The sequence below is a fragment of the Flavimobilis marinus genome, assembly GCF_900113055.1.
Lineage (GTDB): Bacteria > Actinomycetota > Actinomycetes > Actinomycetales > Cellulomonadaceae > Flavimobilis > Flavimobilis marinus.
Map to the genome: position 1 here is coordinate 120,883 of NZ_FONZ01000003.1, position 15,834 is coordinate 136,716.

The window sequence follows — 15,834 nt, forward strand, 5'->3', positions numbered from 1 at the left end:
GTCAGATCGTGAACTGCGCGACGCGGACCCGCAGGTCCTCGGCGAGGCGGGACAGCTCGTGCACCGCGCCGCCCATCTGCGTCACCGTCTCGGTGGACTTGCTCGCGGCCTCGGCGACGCCGGTGATGTTCGTGGCGATCTCGCCGGTGCCGGTCGCGGCCTCGGCCACGGAGCGCGACATCTCGTTGGTCGTGGCCGTCTGCTCCTCGACCGCCGAGGCGATCGTCAGCTGGTAGTCGTTGATCGAGGCGATGATCTCGCTGATCTCGCTGATCGCGGAGACGGCGCCCGCGGTGTCGGCCTGGATGGCCTCCACGCGGCGCGCGATGTCCTCCGTGGCCCGCGCGGTCTCCTGCGCGAGGTCCTTGACCTCCGAGGCGACGACGGCGAAGCCCTTGCCCGCCTCGCCGGCCCGGGCGGCCTCGATCGTGGCGTTCAGGGCCAGCAGGTTCGTCTGCTCCGCGATGCTCGTGATCGCCTTGACGACCGTGCCGATCTCCTGGCTGGAGGTCCCCAGGCGCGCCACCGTGTCGCTCGTGCTCTGCGCGACGCCCGTGGCCTGCGCGGCCACCCGGGCGGCCTCGGCCGCGTTCTGGGCGATCTCCCGGATCGAGGCGCCCATCTGCTCCGCGCCGGCGGCCGCCGTCTGCACGTTGCGCGACACCTGCTCCGCCGCGGCGGCCACCACGCCAGCCTGCGCGCTGGTCTCGTCCGCGCTCGCGCTGACCTCGCCGTTCGACCCGGCGAGCTCGCCGGCCGAGACGCTGATCGCGCCGGTCGTCGCGGTGAGCGCACCGAACATCTCGGCGAGCGCTCCGCGCGCCTTGTTCAGGTCGGCGGCCGCACGGCCGAGCTCGTCGCCGGAGTACACGGGCGCCTCGACCGAGAGGTCGGCACGCGACATCGCCTCGAGCGAGACGTTGAGGGCGGTGATCGCGCGGCGCATCGCGTTGCCGTTGCGCTTGGCGATCACCAGGCCGATGAAGAACGCGACGACGATGAGGGCCGTCATGATCCAGATCATCGAGCGCGCGTCCGCGGCGACGTCGTCGGGCACGTCGGCCTTGGCGACGCCGGAGAGTGCGACCACACCCAGGATGTAGACGGCGAGCATCGCGAGCGACGGCGTCGCTACGTTCTGCCAGTTGCGGCCGGCGATGCTGGCCTTGCGCACGGTGGGCGCGGTGGCGGTGGTTGGGGTGGTCATGTGAGCCATGGGATGCCTCGTTCTGCTAAGTGGTTCAGCTGCTAGAAGGTGAAGGCGTCGACCCGCGTGCGCAGGTCGGCGGACAGGCGTGCGAGCTCGGCGACGGAGTCGCCCATCTCGGCGACCGTGCGGCTGGACTGGGCGGCGACGCTCGCGACGCCCGTGATGTTGGTCGCGATCTCGTTGGAGCCCGTGGCGGCCTCGGCCACCGCGCGCGACATCTCGTTCGTGGTCGCGGTCTGCTCCTCGACCGCGGAGGCGATCGTCAGCTGGTAGTCGTTGATCGAGGCGATGATGGCGCTGATCTCGCTGATCGCGGTCACGGCCCCGGCGGTGTCGGCCTGGATGGCCTCCACGCGGCGCGCGATGTCCTCCGTGGCCCGCGCGGTCTCCTGCGCGAGGTCCTTGACCTCCGAGGCGACGACGGCGAAGCCCTTGCCCGCCTCGCCGGCGCGGGCGGCCTCGATCGTGGCGTTCAGGGCCAGCAGGTTCGTCTGCTCCGCGATCGACGTGATCGCCTTGACCACATCACCGATCTCCTGGCTCGACGTGCCCAACCGGGCGACCGTCTCGCTCGTGGACGCCGCGACACCGGTGGCCTGCGAGGCGACCCGCGCGGCCTGCGCCGCGTTCTGCGCGATCTCGCGGATCGAGGCACCCATCTGCTCCGCGCCGGCGGCGGCCGTCTGCACGTTGCGCGAGACCTGCTCCGCGGCGGCGGCGACCACGCCCGCCTGGGCGCTGGTCTCCTCGGTGCCGGACGCGACCCGCTCCCCCGACGACGCCAGCTGGTCCGCGGTGCCGGCGACCGTCGTCGAGCTCGCCGAGACGCCCGCGAGCATCTCCGCGAGCGCGACACGCGCCGTGTTGAGGGCCTCGCCCGCCTGGGCGAGCTCGTCGCGCGAGTACAGCGGGGCGTCCTGCGTGAGGTCGCCGCCCGCCATGGCGTTGAGCGAGCCCTGCAGGCCCGCGACCGAACGCTTGATCCGGCGTGAGACCTGGGCGCCCAGGAGGACCGCGGCGGTGATGCCCGCGAGCAGCACGACCAGGGTGACGATCATGCCCTGGCGCGCGGCGGCGTCGGCCTCGTCGAGCGCCGAGGCCGCGTACGCCTGCGCATCGGCCTGCAGCGCGTCGATGTCCGCGAGGTACTGGTCGATCGCCGGCTGCAGCGTGCTCTTGAGGAAGAGCGAGTAGTTGGAGCCGTTGCCGGACTCCATCGCGATCGGGATCATCTTCTCGTCGCGCACGGAACGGTACGAGCCGGTGTTCATCACCAGCTGCTCGTACGGGATCAGCTGGCCGACGAAGGTCCCGACGTGTGCGAGCAGCGCGTCGACCTCGGCGTCGCTCTCCGCCAGCCGCCCCGCCCACATGTCCTTCGAGTTCTGGTCGGTCGCCGCAGCGATCTGGGCCACCGCGAGCCGGCCCTCGAGCTGCGCCTCGACGAGCTCGCCGAGCGGGAGCTGCAGGTCCTCCGAGACGTCGTGCACCACCCGCGCCTTGGCGCTCAGCTGGTTCATCAGGCCGACGGCAACACCGCCGACGAGCACGGCGGTCAGCGCGCCCACGCCGATCATCAGGGCCAGGCGCTTGCCGAGGGTGACGGTCCGGCCGCGCAGGACCGGGAGTCGCACAGCCATCTGTCGTCTCCTTCGACGAGTACGGCTCAGACCGTGACCGCGGCCGCGGCCCGGATGTCGAGCGCGAGCAGGAGACCCTGCTCGAGCTTGTAGACGCCGACGATCAGGTCGCGCACCGCCGGGTCGAGGGTGTCGGGCACGCCCTCGAACTGCGCGTCGGCGACCTCGAGGACCTCGCCCACGGAGTCGACCAGAAGGCTGACGGCCTCCCCGTCGACCTCGACGACGACCATCATCGGCTCCGCCTCGGGCGGCAGGGCCGGCAGACCCAGCCGGGGGCGCAGGTCGAGCGTCAGGACGACCTGGCCGCGCAGGTTCACGAGCCCGGCGACCCCGCGGGGCGCCTGCGGCACGAACGTGCGCGCCTGGTGTCCCAGGGTCTCCTGGACGTGCATCACGGGGACGCCGTAGGTGGCGTCGGCGATCTTGAAGGTCACGTACTGGCCAGCCATCAGGCGTGCACCATCCCTGCGTCGAAGGAGGCGAGGAAGGACTCGGAGTCGAAGTCCTCCTCGAAGTAGTCGGGGTCTGCCGACTGCAGGAGCGTGTGGAGGTCGACGACCTCGGTGACGCGACCGCCGAGGACCACGAGGCCCGTGCTGCCGTAGGCGTCGCTCGGGCGGCGCTCGGCGCCGCGGTCGTTGGCGATCTCGAGGATCTCCCCGACGACCATCGCGACGTTGTGGTTGCCGCGGCTGAAGACGACCATCGGCAGCTCGGTGGCCGCGTGGTTGCCCATCGCCCCCAGGGCCTCGGGCAGCCGCATGACCGGCAGGATCGCCCCGCGGTACTGGAGCACCTCGCGGTTGCCGAGGATCTCGATCCGGTCGGTGGAGATCTGCTCGAGGCGCGTGACGGCCTCGAGCGGGATCGCCGCCCGGCGCCCGTCGCCGATGCCCACGACGAGCAGGTCCTCGCCGTCGACCTCCTGGACCGCCTGCGCGCGGGCGGCGTCGGCCGCGACGTCGCCGATCTCGCCGACGAGCGACCGGCGCGCGATCGCCTGGACGTCCAGGATCAGCGCCACGCGGCCGTCTCCCATGAGGGTGGCGCCCGCGTACGTGCCCGTGCCCTTGAGCTGCGAGGCGAGCGGCTTGACGACGATCTCCTCGTTGTTCAGCACGCGGTCGACGACGAGGCCGAACCGCTGGTTGTCCGCCCGCAGCACGGCGATGACCATCGAGCCGTCGCGGTCGCTCGTGGTGCCGAGGACGTCGGTGAGCCGGACGAGCGGCAGCAGGTCGCCGCGCAGGCGGTACACCTCGGCGGAGTTGATCAGCTCGATCGCCTCGGCGGTGCGCGTGGTGTCGAGCGCGACGAGCTCGAGGAGGTTCACCTGGGGGATCGCGTAGATCTCCTGGCCCGACGCCACGGTCAGCGCCGGCATGATCGCGAGGGTGAGCGGGATGCGCAGGCGCCAGACGGTGCCCGAGCCCTTCTCCGACTCGACCTCGACCTGGCCACCGATCGACTCGATGTTGCTGCGGACGACGTCCATGCCCACGCCACGGCCGGACACGTTGGTGACCACAGCCGCCGTCGAGAAGCCGGGCAGGAAGACCATGTTGAGGATCTCGGCGGTCGACATCGCGTCGAGCTGCTCCGACGTGCGCAGGCCGCGCTCGAGCGCCTTGGCCGCGATCACGTCGGGGTCCATGCCCTTGCCGTTGTCGCGCACCTCGACGATGACCTGGCCACCGGCGTGGTAGGCACGCAGCGTCAGCGTGCCCGCCGGCGTCTTGCCCGCGGCCTCGCGGACGTCCGGCATCTCGATGCCGTGGTCGACCGCGTTGCGCACCAGGTGCGTGAGCGGGTCCTTGACGGACTCCAGCAGGCTGCGGTCGAGCTCGGTGTCGCCACCGATCATCTCCAGCTCGACCTGCTTCTTGAACCCCGACGCGAGGTCGCGCACGATGCGCGGCATCTTGTTCCAGATGTGGTCGATCGGCTGCATGCGCGTCTTCATGACGCCCTCCTGCAGCTCGGTCGCGATCAGGGACAGGCGCTGCGAGGACCGCGTGAGGTCCGGGTTCGCGTCAGGACCGGCGAGCTGGGCGATCTGGTTGCGGACGAGCACGAGCTCGCCCACCTGGCGCATCAGCTCGTCGAGCAGGTCGACGTCGACGCGGATCGAGGAGTCGCTCGACGACCGCACGGCCTGGGACTGCTCGGCCGCGGCCGGGGCTGCCGGGGCGCTCGCGGGCGTGGCCGTCGGCGCCGGCTGTGTTGCCGCGGGGGGCGCCGGGGCGACGGGCGCCGCCGGGGCGACGTCGGGCTCGACGGCGGTGGTCTCGACCGCAGTGGGCTCGACGGCGGTGGGCTCGACCGGAGCGGTGACGCTCGGGGCGGTCTCCCCCGGGGTCGCCGCAGCGGCGCGGCGACGGGGAACGATCTTCTTGGGCGCAGCCACGACGGCGGCCTCCTCGGTCGGGGACGTGTCCGTCGTCTTCGCGCGGACCTTCTTGTTCGCCGGCGCGGCGGGGGCCGGCTCGGTCTCGACGGCGGCGGGCTCGGCCACGGGCGCGGCGGCGGGGGCGTCGTCGGGCTCGGGAACGTTGTCCAGCGTGCGCTGGATGCGGGCGACGACGTCGTCGGTCGCTACGGCGTCCTCGGACCCCTGCTGCTCGATGGACGTGAGGATGAGGCGGACGGTGTCGACCATGGCGAGCAGGACGTCGGTGGTCCGCTGGTCCATGTGGCGGCGCCCGTCACGCAGCTCGACGAGGAGGCTCTCGCCCACGTGGGTCACGGCCTCGAGCTTCGCGAACGCGAGGAACCCGCTCGTGCCCTTGATCGTGTGGATCGTGCGGAAGATGCTGCTCAGCAGGTCCCGCGACGTCGGGTTGCCCTCGAGCGCGATGAGGTCCTGGTCCAGCTGGTCCAGGTTCTCGTAGCTCTCGATGAGAAACTCACGAACGATCTCGTCAACGCCATCCATGGCATTCCCTCTCTCCAGGCGAGGCCGTCAGGCCTCGTCACCAGAGATATCGGCGCGTTCGCGCACGATATGAGCCGCACCCAGCCGCGCACACCCGGATTCCGATGATCGAGTGCGCCAGGACTGCCGCCGCATGTCCGACATGCCGGTTGATTCGGGGCACTCGACCGCAGAAACAGGGCACTCGACCGCGCGTGGAGCGCGCAGGAGGCGGTGCGGGTGAAGTTAGTGGCGACCCGGTCAGGCGTCAGTGGCCGGCGGGGTCCCGGGCGCAGGGGGCTCCGGGGTGTCCGCGTCGCGGCGGCTGAGCAGGTCCCGCAGGCGCTGCTCAGCGGCGTCGTCCGCGTCGGTGGCCTCGCGGTTCGCCTCGCGCACGGCCTCGATGACCTCGGCGCGGTGGACCTTCATGGACCGGGGCGCGTCGATCCCGATCCGGACTCCGTCACCGCGCGAGTCGATGATGGTCACGACGATGTCGTCGCCAATGAGGAGCTTCTCCCCGACCTTCCGACTCAGCACCAGCATGGGCCGAGACTACCTCAGTCCCACACGGGATCATCGAGCCGCTCGCTCAGCATCGCGGCCCAGACGGGCGCCGAGGCGACCAGACCGTCGAGCAGACCGACGGGTACGCCGAGCGTCAGGATGCTTCCGGGCCGGGACGTCTCGGCCACCCCCCGCGCCGCGAGCGCGTCGACCGGACGCGTGCGCTCGAGAGCCGCGATCCAGCGCCGCGTGTCCTCGGGCGCCCGGTCGGCATCGACGGCCGCCCACACCTGGTCCGGCTGCAGCGCGCCGACCAGGTCGGCTGCCTCGGCCTCGTCGAACCTGCCCGCGCCCACCGTCAGCGCGACGAGCAGCGGCTCACCGCTCCTGCGCGCCTCCTCGGCGAGCCGGCGCGCGGTCGCGGGCGTCGTGACCCACTGGTGCTTGGCCCCCGCGGCGAACTCCCCGGCCAGCGCGATGCGGTCGTCGGTCAGGCCCATGCGCCGCGCCACCACGTGGGCGGCCTCCGTCGCTGCCGTGCCCTTCCCCGAGACGACGACGACGCTCCCGGGCCGGCGCAGCACCTCCGGGGCGCGCGGCACCTGGGAGAGCACCTCCGAGAGCGTGAAGCGGGTGCCCGACGGCACCCGCGAGCGCAGCGCGGCCACGAGCGCGTCGGGCATGCCGATCGTCGCGAGCTCGTCGGCGGTCGCGCCGCGGCGGGACGTCACGACGGTCGCGTGCATCGCGGTGAACCGGACGTCGTCGCCGCCGGCCGGCTCCGCCGCGGGCTGCTGGAGCTTGGGCTGCTGGGTCTTCTGCTTGGCCCGGGGCTTGGCCGGCGCCGCCGCGGGCGGCTGCACCGCCGCGGGCGCGGGCGCGACCGACACGGGCACCTCGCCCAGCTCGACGACGTCGATCACGTCGTCGGCCGCCTCGGCCGCCGAGCGCCGCGGGGCGACCGGCGGCACCGGCGAGGCAGGCCCGCCGACCCCGACGTCGATGCCCTGCGCGAGCTGACGCACCGAGTCGAGCACCGACGCGAACGCGTCCGCGGGCCCGCGAGCACCGGGAACCCCGCCCACGCCGTGCCCGCTGACGTCAGCGGCGTCGGCCGCAGCAAGCAGCGCGTCGATGCCCCCCGCCTGGCCGCGCACCGCTCCGCCGCGCGCCGGGACGTCGTCGGGCACCTCGACCGTGAGCTCGAAGCGCTCCTTGGCGAAGAACCCCCCGAAGCCGCCCTCGCGCACGCGCTCGGCCTTGACCACCTTCACGCCCGGGCCGAGCTCGGCCCGGGCCTGACGCACGAGCGCGTCGAGGTCGCTACCCTCAAGCAGCAATTGCCTCGGCATCGCGCACCACTCCCACCGTCTCGACCCGCAGGCCTGAACCCGTCACCTCAGAGTACGAGAGCACGGGGCTCTCGCCGTGCTGCATGGCCACCAGGTGGTGCAGCGCGGAGCGCAGCGCCGGGGCGCAGACCAGCACGGGCGTCCAGCCCCGGTTCTCCGCGTCGGTGCGCAGCGCCCCGAAGGAACGCATCATCGCCTCGAGCCGCGACGGGTCGAGCAGGATCTGGCTCCCACCCTCGGTCGGGTGCAGGCCCTCGAGCAGCGCGTGCTCGAGCGTCGGGTCGAGCGTGAGGACACGCAGCACCCCGTCGCGGGCGTGCTGGGCCGTGAGCGTGGGCGCGAGGGCCTGGCGGGCGGCCTCGATCAGGCCGTCGGGCGCCGTCGAGCTCTTCGCCCGCAGCGTCAGGGCCTCGTAGATGCGCGACAGGTCGCGGATCGGCACGCCCTCCGTGAGCAGTCCCTGCAGCACGCGCTGCACCTCGCCGAGGCTGAGCAGCCCGGGCACGAGCTCCTCGACCGCGGACGGGTTGACGGCCTTGACGCCCTCGGTCAGGACGCGGACGTCCTCGCGGGACAGCAGGCGGTCAGCGTGCTGGGTGACGACGTTGCTCAGGTGCGTGATCAGGACCGAGACCCGGTCGACGACGGTCGCCCCGGCCATCTCGGCAGCGAAGCGCAGCTCGGCGGGCACCCACTTGGACGACAGGCCGAACACGGGCTCGCGGCTCTCCTCTCCGGGCAGCGACGCGAGGTCGTCCCCGAGCGCCAGGACGCGGCCCGCAGGCAGGGTGCCGCGGCCGACCTCGACGCCGGCGACCCGCAGCACGTACGTGGCCAGCGGCAGCTCGACCGAGTCGCGGGTGCGCACCGGCGGTACCACCATGCCGAGCTCGAGCGCGATCTTGCGGCGCAGCTGGCGGATCCGGCCGAGGAGGTCGTCGTCGGCCCCGGGGCGGACCAGGTCCACGAGGTCCGGGGAGAGCTGGATCTCGAGGGCGTGCACGCGCATCTCCTCGATCAGCTGCTCGGTCGCGTCCGGGCGGGCGGCGGCGGTGTCCTCGACGGCGACGAGCTCGGCGTCGGCCGCAGCCTTGGCGTCGCGCGTCTTGACCTGCTGCGCGGCGATGAGCAGGCCGATGCCCACCAGGAAGAACGGTAGCTTGGGGATGCCGGGCAGCAGGCCGAGGCCGATCGAGGCGACGCCGGCGATGACCAGCGCGGTGCGCGACTGCGTGAGCTGCTTGCTCGCGGCGGTGCCGAGGTCGTCCTCGGCGGTCGCGCGGGTGACGATCAGGCCGGTCGCGGTGCTGAGCAGCAGCGCGGGGATCTGGGTGACCAGGCCGTCGCCGATCGTCAGCATCGCGTAGGTCTCGATGGCCTCGCCGGCGTTCATGCCGCGCTGGGCCATGCCGATCGCGAAGCCGCCCACGAGGTTGATCAGGGTGATGACGATGCCGGCGATCGCGTCGCCCTTGACGAACTTGGAGCCACCGTCCATCGCGCCGTAGAAGTCGGCCTCCGCGGAGATCTCCGCGCGGCGGTTGCGCGCCTGCTCCTCGGTGATCAGGCCGGCGTTGAGGTCGGCGTCGATCGCCATCTGCTTGCCGGGCATCGCGTCGAGCGTGAACCGGGCGCCGACCTCGGCCACACGCCCCGCACCGTTGGTGATGACGACGAACTGGATGACCACGAGGATCAGGAAGATGACGAGACCGATGATCAGCGAGCCGCCGACCACGAAGTGGCCGAACGCGTTGATGACCTCGCCCGCGTAGCCGTCGCGCAGCACCAGCCGCGTCGAGGCGACGTTGAGGCCGAGCCGGAACAGCGTGGCGATCAGCAGCAGCGAGGGGAACACCGAGAAGTCGAGCGGGCGCTTGGCGTACATGCTGGTCAGCAGGATGACCAGGGAGAACGTGACGTTGACGACGATCAGGACGTCGAGCAGCGCTGCGGGCAGCGGCACGACGAGCAGCATGACGATGCCGACGACCCCGAGAGGGACGGCGAGCCCGCCGAGTCCGACCTTCTTCAACACGTCCTCCAGCTGTCCTGAATCCTCTGACCTGCACCGACCGTCTTGCGCGCCGCACCCCTCCCATCGACCGCCCACCCCCGTGAGTGCGTCTTTCTGGCGGTGTTTCTGACCGATTTGACCGCCAAAATCACGCACTCAGCGGAGGGGTCCTGGTGGGGGGTGGGGGCGGGGTGGGGGGCAGTCATGCGGCCATCGCCTGGGCTCGGGCTCGGGCTCGGGCCTCGCGGGCCTGGCGGGCGCGCGTCGCGGCGTCGGGCACCGGGGGCACCTCGACGGGGCGCGGCATCGTGAACTTGCCCTGGCCGGAGCCGCGCCGCTTGAGCGACATCACGAACGCGAGCACCTGCGCGACCGCCATGAACAGCTCCGCGGGGATCTCGTCGCCGGGCTTGCAGGCGCCGTGGATCGCGCGGGCCAGGGGGACGTCGGCGATCATCGTGACGTGGTGCGCGGCCGCCTCCTCGCGGATGCGCGTGGCCACGTGCCCCTTGCCGGTCGCAACCACCCGCGGCGCGCCCTTGCCGGGCTCGTACCGCAGGGCGACGGCCACGTGGGTGGGGTTCACGACGACGACGTCGGCGTCCGCGACCGCGCCGAGCATGCGGTTGCGGCTCGCGGCGAGCTGGCGCGAGCGGCGGGCGCCCTTCATCTGCGGGTCGCCCTCCGACTGCTTGTGCTCGTCCATGACCTCCTTCTTGGACATCTTGGTCTGCTTGCGGTTCCGCTTGATCACGACGAGCACGTCGATGATTGCGAGCACGATGCCCGCGACGACGGCCCAGATCAGCAGCGCCCGCAAGCCCCCGCCGGCGACGGTGATGATCGACGAGATCGACATCCCGCCCGCCGTCATCAGCGCCGGGATGAGGTCCTGCACCGCGATGTACAGCACGCCGCCGACGACCGCCGTCTTGAGCAGCGCCTTGACGCCCTGCCACAGGGCCTGACCCCCGAAGGTCCGCTTGAGGCCCTTGACGAGGTTGAACTGCTTGAACGTCGGCTTGAGCTTCTTTGTCGCGATGTGCACGCCGCCCTGGGCGGCGTTGGCGACGATCGCGGCGACGACGACGGCGGCCAGCATCGGCCCGAGGGTCACCAGCACCGAGCCGAGCCCGCCGCTCAGCGCCTGCAGCGCGAGCGCAGGCTCGGGCGAGGCGATGACGTCGCGGATCACGTCGAGCTGCTCGCGGGCCGCGGCGATGCCCCGGTCGAGCGTCATCGGCATCATCACCACGGCCGCGCCGACGCCGAGCCACGCGCTGAGGTCCTGCGACTTCGACAGGCCACCCTCCGCGCGGACCTTCTTCATCCGCTGCGGTGTGGCCTGCTCGGTCTTCTCCTGCCCGCCCTCGGCCATCAGCCGCCCCCGGCCAGGCCGAGCATCGCGCCCACCGCGGTCCCCGTGAGGGACTCCACGACGTGCGGCAGCGCGAGGAACACGAACACCCCGAGCGTGAGCGTGAGGTAGATCTTCAGCGGGAACCCGAGCACGAACGCGTTGAGCGCCGGGGCGACGCGCGTGATCAGGCCGAGCGCGGCGTCGGCGAGGAAGAGCACGACGACGAGCGGGCCGGCGATCTGCAGGGCCGCCACGAACATGCCGGTCAGCGCGGCCGTGAGGGTCTCCCCCAGGGCCGCGAAGTTCAGCGCCTCACCGATCGGCAGGGCGTCGAACGTGCGGGCGAGGCCGCCGAGGACGATCTGGTAGGCGCCCGACGCGAACAGCAGCACGAGCGCGGTCATGTGGAACAGCCGCGCGAACTGCGCGCCGTTGACCATCGAGCCCGGGTCGAAGCCCTGCGCCATCTGGAAGCCCCCCGACAGGTCGATCAGCGAGCCGGCGGCCGAGACCGCCGAGAACACGAGCGACACGAGGAAGCCCAGCGCAGCACCGATCACCACCTGCATGACGAGCAGGCCGACGTAGGCGGGCGTCGACGACGACGGCGTGGCCTCGAGCGTCGGGGCGACCGCGATCGCGAGGCCCAGCGCGAGCATGACCTTGACCTGCGCCGGGATCGCCTTGTGGTTGAACGGCGGCGCGATCACCAGGAACGCGACGATCCGCACGCCCGCGAGCATGACGGTCTCGAGCGTGCCGAGGGCGATCGACAGGGTCATCAGCCGCCGCCGAGGAGCGCGGGGATCCGCTCGTACAGCCCGGTGGTGAACGCGACGATCTCGGAGATCATCCAGTGCCCGCTGATCAGGAGGGCGAGGGCGACGGCGATGGCCTTGGGCACGAACGACAGCGTCACCTCCTGGATCTGGGTGATCGACTGGATCAGCGACACGGAGAACCCGACGATCAGCGCGGTCAGCAGGATCGGCGCGGCGAGCTTGGCGGCGACGAGCATCGCCTGGAGCCCGATGTCGAGGATGGCGGTGGTGTCCATCAGGTGTACGTCCCCACGAGAGAGGTGATGATCAGCGCCCAGCCGTCCACGAGGACGAACAGCAGGAGCTTGAAGGGCAGCGAGATCATCACGGGCGGGAGCATCATCATGCCCATGCTCATCAGGGCGGAGGACACGACGAGGTCGATCACGAGGAACGGCACGAAGATGACGAACCCGATGATGAACGCCGCGCGCAGCTCCGAGAGCATGAAGGCGGGGATGAGCGTGAGCAGCGGCACGGACTCGGCGTCCGCGGGGTTGGGGTTCTCCGAGATCCGCGTCATCAGAGCGATGTCGTCCTCGCGGGTGACGCCCATCATGAACTCGCGCAAGGGCGCCTGGGCGAGCTCGAACGCGCCGCCGAAGTCGATCGTGCCGGCCAGGTAGGGCTGCAGGGCGATCTCGTTCACCTCGGTGAGCACCGGGCCCATGATGAACAGGCTGAGGAACAGCGCGAGGCCGGCGAGCACCTGGTTGGGCGGGACCGTCGTCAGGCCCAGGGCGTTCCGGGTCAGGCCCAGCACGACGAAGATCTTGGTGAAGCTCGTCATCATCAGCAGCAGCGCGGGCGCCACGGACAGGACCGTGATGGCCAGCAGCACCGTGATGGAGCCGCTGGGCTTCGCCTGGTCGCCGTCGATGTGCACCGAGACCAGGCCGGGGTCGCCGGCGGGGTCGTCGGGGGCGGTCGGGTCCGTCGGGGGCGTCGGGTCACCGGGCGCGGCGGGCAGCGCGCTCACGACGTCGGCGACGGCGACGGCGTCCACGGCCGGTGCGGCGTGCGCCGGCGCGGCGGTGACCAACCCGGCCGCGAGCATCGTCAGGACCGCGAGCAGGAGCAGGAACGCTCGCCCGCGGGGCACCGCGGCGATCACCGTCGGGCCGTGCGCGCCTGGATGGCGCCGATCGTCCGGCGCCACGTCGCGGGCGACAAGACCGAGCCGTCGAGCACGCCGCCCGCGGCCAGCGGGCCCGGGCGCTCCTCGCGCTGCTCGGTCGCCGAGGCGACCGCCGGGACCAGGGAGGCGACGTCGTCGGGCACCACGAGGGAACCGTCCGCCGCGAGCGCGCCCCCGAGGGCCGACAGGTCGATCGTCTCGCGCACCTGCGACGTCGGCGCCTCCTCGACGGGCTCCGGGGCGTCGCCCGTGTGCAGGAGGTTGACACCGTGCTCGCTCACGCCGAGCAGCAGACGCTTGCCGTCGATCTCGACCAGCGCGAGGCCCACCTTGGGGCCCAGCCCCTGGCGGCCGACGACGTCGATCCCGCCGGGCGTGCGGCGTGCGGCCTTCTTGCGGCCGCCCCCCGAGTCGGCGAAACGCTTGTTCGCCCACCAGATGAGGCCGAGGACGGCGCCCAGCGACAACGCTGCGCGCGCGACCATCAGCACGGTGTCCATGTCCATCAGGCGTTCTCGCCCTGCTCCACGATCTCGGTGACGCGCAGGCCGTAGTCCTCGTCGATCACGACGACCTCGCCGCGGGCGATGAGGCGGCCGTTGACCATGAGGTCCGCGGGGCTGCCCGCGACGCGGTCCAGCTCGATGATCGTGCCGGGCGTCAGGTCGAGGACCTGGCGGACCGGGAGCTTGGCGCGGCCGATCTCCGCGGTGAGCGTCATCTCGACGTCGTAGAGCATGCGCATGGTCGCCCCTCCCGAGGCCTTGGCGGAACGGGCGGTCGAGGCGGACGTCGTCGGGCTCCCGGGGCGGACCCGGACGCCGAACCAGCCGTGCACCTGACCGGCGGCCTCGAGCGCGAAGACCTCGGTCTCGTCCGCCGCGAGGATCGCGACCTCGGTGCCCTCGCCGACGCGGACGTCGGACAGGACGCCCTGGCCGAGGGTCGCAGCGGCGGCCTCCAGCGCGGGACGCAGGGCGTCGGACACCGAGACCGTGGCGCCGGCGGCACCCGCAGCACCCTGCAGCGCCTGGTCGATCGACTGGTCGACGATCACGACGAGGTCGGCGCTGACGCCACCCACGAAGGTCGCGACGACGGCGGGGTCGCCCGGCGTGAAGGAGTCCGCGTCGGTCGCGGCGCGCACCGACAGGGGCACCTCCGACGGGATCAGCTGCACGGCTGCGAGCGCCGCCTGCAGTGGCTGTCCGGACGTGGTGGCCGCGGCGGCCGGGGTCTTCTTCATCGTTCGTTCTCCTCGAAGTCCACAACCTGGCACGCAAGCTGTCGTCCGCTGGTCCCCGCGACTGCGTGGGCCAGGACCCTGTCGTCGACGACCACCTCGAGGGGGCGCGACACAGAGTGGTTGAGCAGGATGACCTCGCCCACCTGGACGTTCACGACGTCCTTGGGGCTGATGGTCAAGGGGTTGAGCCGCACGCTGACGTCGACCGGGACGGTCTGCATCGTGGCGAGCACCCGCTGGTGGGCGACCTCGGCGTCGGCGCGGTCGGACGGCGAGCGCTCGTCGGCCTGCTCGCCGGCGCGCAGCTGCTCGAGCATCGTGTCGCCGGGGACCATGAGGGTCGCCGTGTCGACGCGGTCGCGGGTCGTGACGCTGAACGAGATCACGACGACCGGCTCGGAGGCCGGGATCAGCTGGGCGAACTGCGGGCTGTACTGCAGGCCCTTGAGCTTGACGTCGAGCGGCGTCACCGCGGCGAACGCGTAGCGCAGGTCGTGCAGGTTGGCCTGGACGACGTCCGTCAGCAGCGACGTCTCGATCTCCGTGTGCTCGCGGGCGGCGACGGCGCCGTCGAGGCCAGGGCCGCCGAGCAGGAGGTCGATCCACATCATGGTGGTCTCGAGCGGCAGCTGCAGCACGACGGTCGCGCGGGAGTCCTCGGCCGTGCCGACGAACATCGCGGTCTGGTCGGGCAGCGTCGAGATGTACTCGTCGTACGGGAGCATCACGACCTGCTCGACCGTGACGCCGCACAGGATGCGCATCCGCGACGTCAGGTGCGTGCCCCACTGGCGGGCGAAGGTCTCCGACGCCATCTCGATCGCGCGGCCGTGGTCGCGCGCGAGCGTCATGGGGCGCCGGAAGTCGTAGACCTCGGCCTCGGAGCGGGCGGGCTTCGCGGAGCGCGTGGTGTCGGGGGGCGTCACGGAGGACAAGATCGGCCCCGCACCTGCGGGTATGAGGAACCGATGAGTCGGCGAATCGTCCGATTCGCGTCATCAGTTGTTCACCGTCGTCGCGGGGGCGTCGACGGGCGAGGTGGCGCCCTCCATGGCGCCGCGAACGACCGGCTTCCGTGCCGGCCCGGGCCGAGCCCGGCTACTGGGTGACGAAGTCGATCAGATAGACGTCCATCACCCCGCCGTGGTAGCTCTCCTCGAGGGTCGCGGCCAGCTCCTGGCGCAGCGCCTCCCGGGCCTCGCCGGGCGCGACCTCGGCGACAGGGCGGCCCGAGTACAGGTCGATGATCGCGTTGCGGGCCTTGGAGTCGTCGAACTCGCCGCCGTGGCCGTCGCCCCCGCCGTCGACGGTGAGCTGCAGCCCGACGGCGATGCGCAGGTAGCGTCCGTCTGCCAGGTTGATGCTCATCGCCTCGACCTTGTGCACGGCACCGGGCTCGGGCTCGACGGGCTCCGCCGCGGCGTCGGCCTTGCTGAGCACGAGGAAGTAGTAGGCGGCCGCGGCGACCAGCACGACGACGACGCCGAGGATCACCACGAGCTTCTTCTTCGACTTCTTCGGGGTGGCGACGGCCTCGGCCTCGGGCTCGGGGCGCGCGGCACCGCCGCCCCCGCGGGGGCCGATCTTGGGTCGCTCGTTGACGACTCGCTGCTCGATGACGGCCAT

At 72.0% G+C, this 15,834-nt stretch carries 14 protein-coding genes and 1 pseudogene; all 15 read right to left on the reverse strand.

Annotation, left to right across the window (positions count from 1 at the left end; all coding sequences use genetic code 11):
* Nucleotide 1: 1 nt before the first annotated feature.
* Nucleotides 2–721: pseudogene (locus tag BMZ30_RS14040) on the reverse strand (methyl-accepting chemotaxis protein); the annotation flags it as partial.
* Between the two features lie 527 nt (nt 722–1,248).
* The gene (locus BMZ30_RS09220; protein WP_229828752.1) at nt 1,249–2,850 is read right to left on the reverse strand and encodes a methyl-accepting chemotaxis protein; all 1,602 of its coding nucleotides are present in this window, start codon (nt 2,848–2,850) and stop codon (nt 1,249–1,251) included.
* Nucleotides 2,851–2,876: 26 nt separating this feature from the next.
* Nucleotides 2,877–3,302, reverse strand: a complete 426-nt coding sequence (locus tag BMZ30_RS09225; protein ID WP_093377757.1) for a chemotaxis protein CheW — start codon at nt 3,300–3,302, stop codon at nt 2,877–2,879.
* A complete protein-coding gene (locus BMZ30_RS09230; protein ID WP_093377760.1) occupies nt 3,302–5,788 on the reverse strand; it encodes a chemotaxis protein CheA in 2,487 nt (828 codons plus the stop codon). The genes BMZ30_RS09225 and BMZ30_RS09230 overlap by 1 nt, the downstream gene beginning before the upstream one ends.
* Before the next feature lie 240 nt (nt 5,789–6,028).
* Nucleotides 6,029–6,313, reverse strand: a complete 285-nt coding sequence (gene csrA / locus BMZ30_RS09235) for a carbon storage regulator CsrA (protein WP_093377762.1) — start codon at nt 6,311–6,313, stop codon at nt 6,029–6,031.
* A gap of 14 nt (nt 6,314–6,327) precedes the next feature.
* Complete coding sequence (locus BMZ30_RS13760; protein WP_177191337.1) at nt 6,328–7,626, reverse strand: hypothetical protein; 1,299 nt, start codon at nt 7,624–7,626, stop codon at nt 6,328–6,330.
* The gene (gene flhA, locus BMZ30_RS09245; RefSeq protein WP_373296869.1) at nt 7,604–9,661 is read right to left on the reverse strand and encodes a flagellar biosynthesis protein FlhA; all 2,058 of its coding nucleotides are present in this window, start codon (nt 9,659–9,661) and stop codon (nt 7,604–7,606) included. The genes BMZ30_RS13760 and flhA overlap by 23 nt, the downstream gene beginning before the upstream one ends.
* A gap of 184 nt (nt 9,662–9,845) precedes the next feature.
* Nucleotides 9,846–11,021: an EscU/YscU/HrcU family type III secretion system export apparatus switch protein gene (locus BMZ30_RS09250; RefSeq protein ID WP_093377767.1), complete on the reverse strand. Its 1,176-nt coding sequence runs from the start codon at nt 11,019–11,021 to the stop codon at nt 9,846–9,848.
* The gene (fliR, locus tag BMZ30_RS09255; RefSeq protein ID WP_093377770.1) at nt 11,021–11,785 is read right to left on the reverse strand and encodes a flagellar biosynthetic protein FliR; all 765 of its coding nucleotides are present in this window, start codon (nt 11,783–11,785) and stop codon (nt 11,021–11,023) included. The genes BMZ30_RS09250 and fliR overlap by 1 nt, the downstream gene beginning before the upstream one ends.
* Complete coding sequence (locus tag BMZ30_RS09260; RefSeq protein ID WP_093377772.1) at nt 11,785–12,060, reverse strand: flagellar biosynthetic protein FliQ; 276 nt, start codon at nt 12,058–12,060, stop codon at nt 11,785–11,787. The genes fliR and BMZ30_RS09260 overlap by 1 nt, the downstream gene beginning before the upstream one ends.
* A complete protein-coding gene (gene fliP / locus BMZ30_RS09265; protein ID WP_093378567.1) occupies nt 12,060–12,881 on the reverse strand; it encodes a flagellar type III secretion system pore protein FliP in 822 nt (273 codons plus the stop codon). The genes BMZ30_RS09260 and fliP overlap by 1 nt, the downstream gene beginning before the upstream one ends.
* Before the next feature lie 53 nt (nt 12,882–12,934).
* A complete protein-coding gene (locus BMZ30_RS09270) occupies nt 12,935–13,468 on the reverse strand; it encodes a FliO/MopB family protein (RefSeq protein ID WP_093377775.1) in 534 nt (177 codons plus the stop codon).
* Nucleotides 13,468–14,208: a flagellar motor switch protein FliN gene (fliN, locus tag BMZ30_RS09275; RefSeq protein WP_093377777.1), complete on the reverse strand. Its 741-nt coding sequence runs from the start codon at nt 14,206–14,208 to the stop codon at nt 13,468–13,470. Before fliN ends, BMZ30_RS09270 begins: the two co-directional genes overlap by 1 nt.
* Complete coding sequence (locus BMZ30_RS09280) at nt 14,205–15,134, reverse strand: flagellar motor switch protein FliM (protein WP_229828749.1); 930 nt, start codon at nt 15,132–15,134, stop codon at nt 14,205–14,207. The genes fliN and BMZ30_RS09280 overlap by 4 nt, the downstream gene beginning before the upstream one ends.
* Before the next feature lie 172 nt (nt 15,135–15,306).
* Nucleotides 15,307–15,834 carry a flagellar basal body-associated FliL family protein gene (locus tag BMZ30_RS09285; protein ID WP_093377781.1) on the reverse strand — a complete coding sequence of 176 codons (528 nt, stop codon included), beginning with the start codon at nt 15,832–15,834 and terminating at the stop codon, nt 15,307–15,309.

Bases quoted from the DNA above. Each gene is read 5' to 3' on its own strand.
- BMZ30_RS09285 (WP_093377781.1), bottom strand. From the start codon at position 15,834: ATGGCCGTCATCGAGCAGCGAGTCGTCAACGAGCGACCCAAGATCGGC.
- BMZ30_RS09225 (WP_093377757.1), bottom strand. From the start codon at position 3,302: ATGGCTGGCCAGTACGTGACCTTCAAGATCGCCGACGCCACCTACGGC.
- BMZ30_RS09260 (WP_093377772.1), bottom strand. From the start codon at position 12,060: ATGGACACCACCGCCATCCTCGACATCGGGCTCCAGGCGATGCTCGTC.
- fliR (WP_093377770.1), bottom strand. From the start codon at position 11,785: ATGACCCTGTCGATCGCCCTCGGCACGCTCGAGACCGTCATGCTCGCG.
- BMZ30_RS09250 (WP_093377767.1), bottom strand. From the start codon at position 11,021: ATGGCCGAGGGCGGGCAGGAGAAGACCGAGCAGGCCACACCGCAGCGG.
- BMZ30_RS09230 (WP_093377760.1), bottom strand. From the start codon at position 5,788: ATGGATGGCGTTGACGAGATCGTTCGTGAGTTTCTCATCGAGAGCTAC.
- fliP (WP_093378567.1), bottom strand. From the start codon at position 12,881: ATGCTCGCGGCCGGGTTGGTCACCGCCGCGCCGGCGCACGCCGCACCG.
- BMZ30_RS13760 (WP_177191337.1), bottom strand. From the start codon at position 7,626: ATGCCGAGGCAATTGCTGCTTGAGGGTAGCGACCTCGACGCGCTCGTG.
- BMZ30_RS09270 (WP_093377775.1), bottom strand. From the start codon at position 13,468: ATGGACATGGACACCGTGCTGATGGTCGCGCGCGCAGCGTTGTCGCTG.
- BMZ30_RS09220 (WP_229828752.1), bottom strand. From the start codon at position 2,850: ATGGCTGTGCGACTCCCGGTCCTGCGCGGCCGGACCGTCACCCTCGGC.
- fliN (WP_093377777.1), bottom strand. From the start codon at position 14,208: ATGAAGAAGACCCCGGCCGCCGCGGCCACCACGTCCGGACAGCCACTG.
- csrA (WP_093377762.1), bottom strand. From the start codon at position 6,313: ATGCTGGTGCTGAGTCGGAAGGTCGGGGAGAAGCTCCTCATTGGCGAC.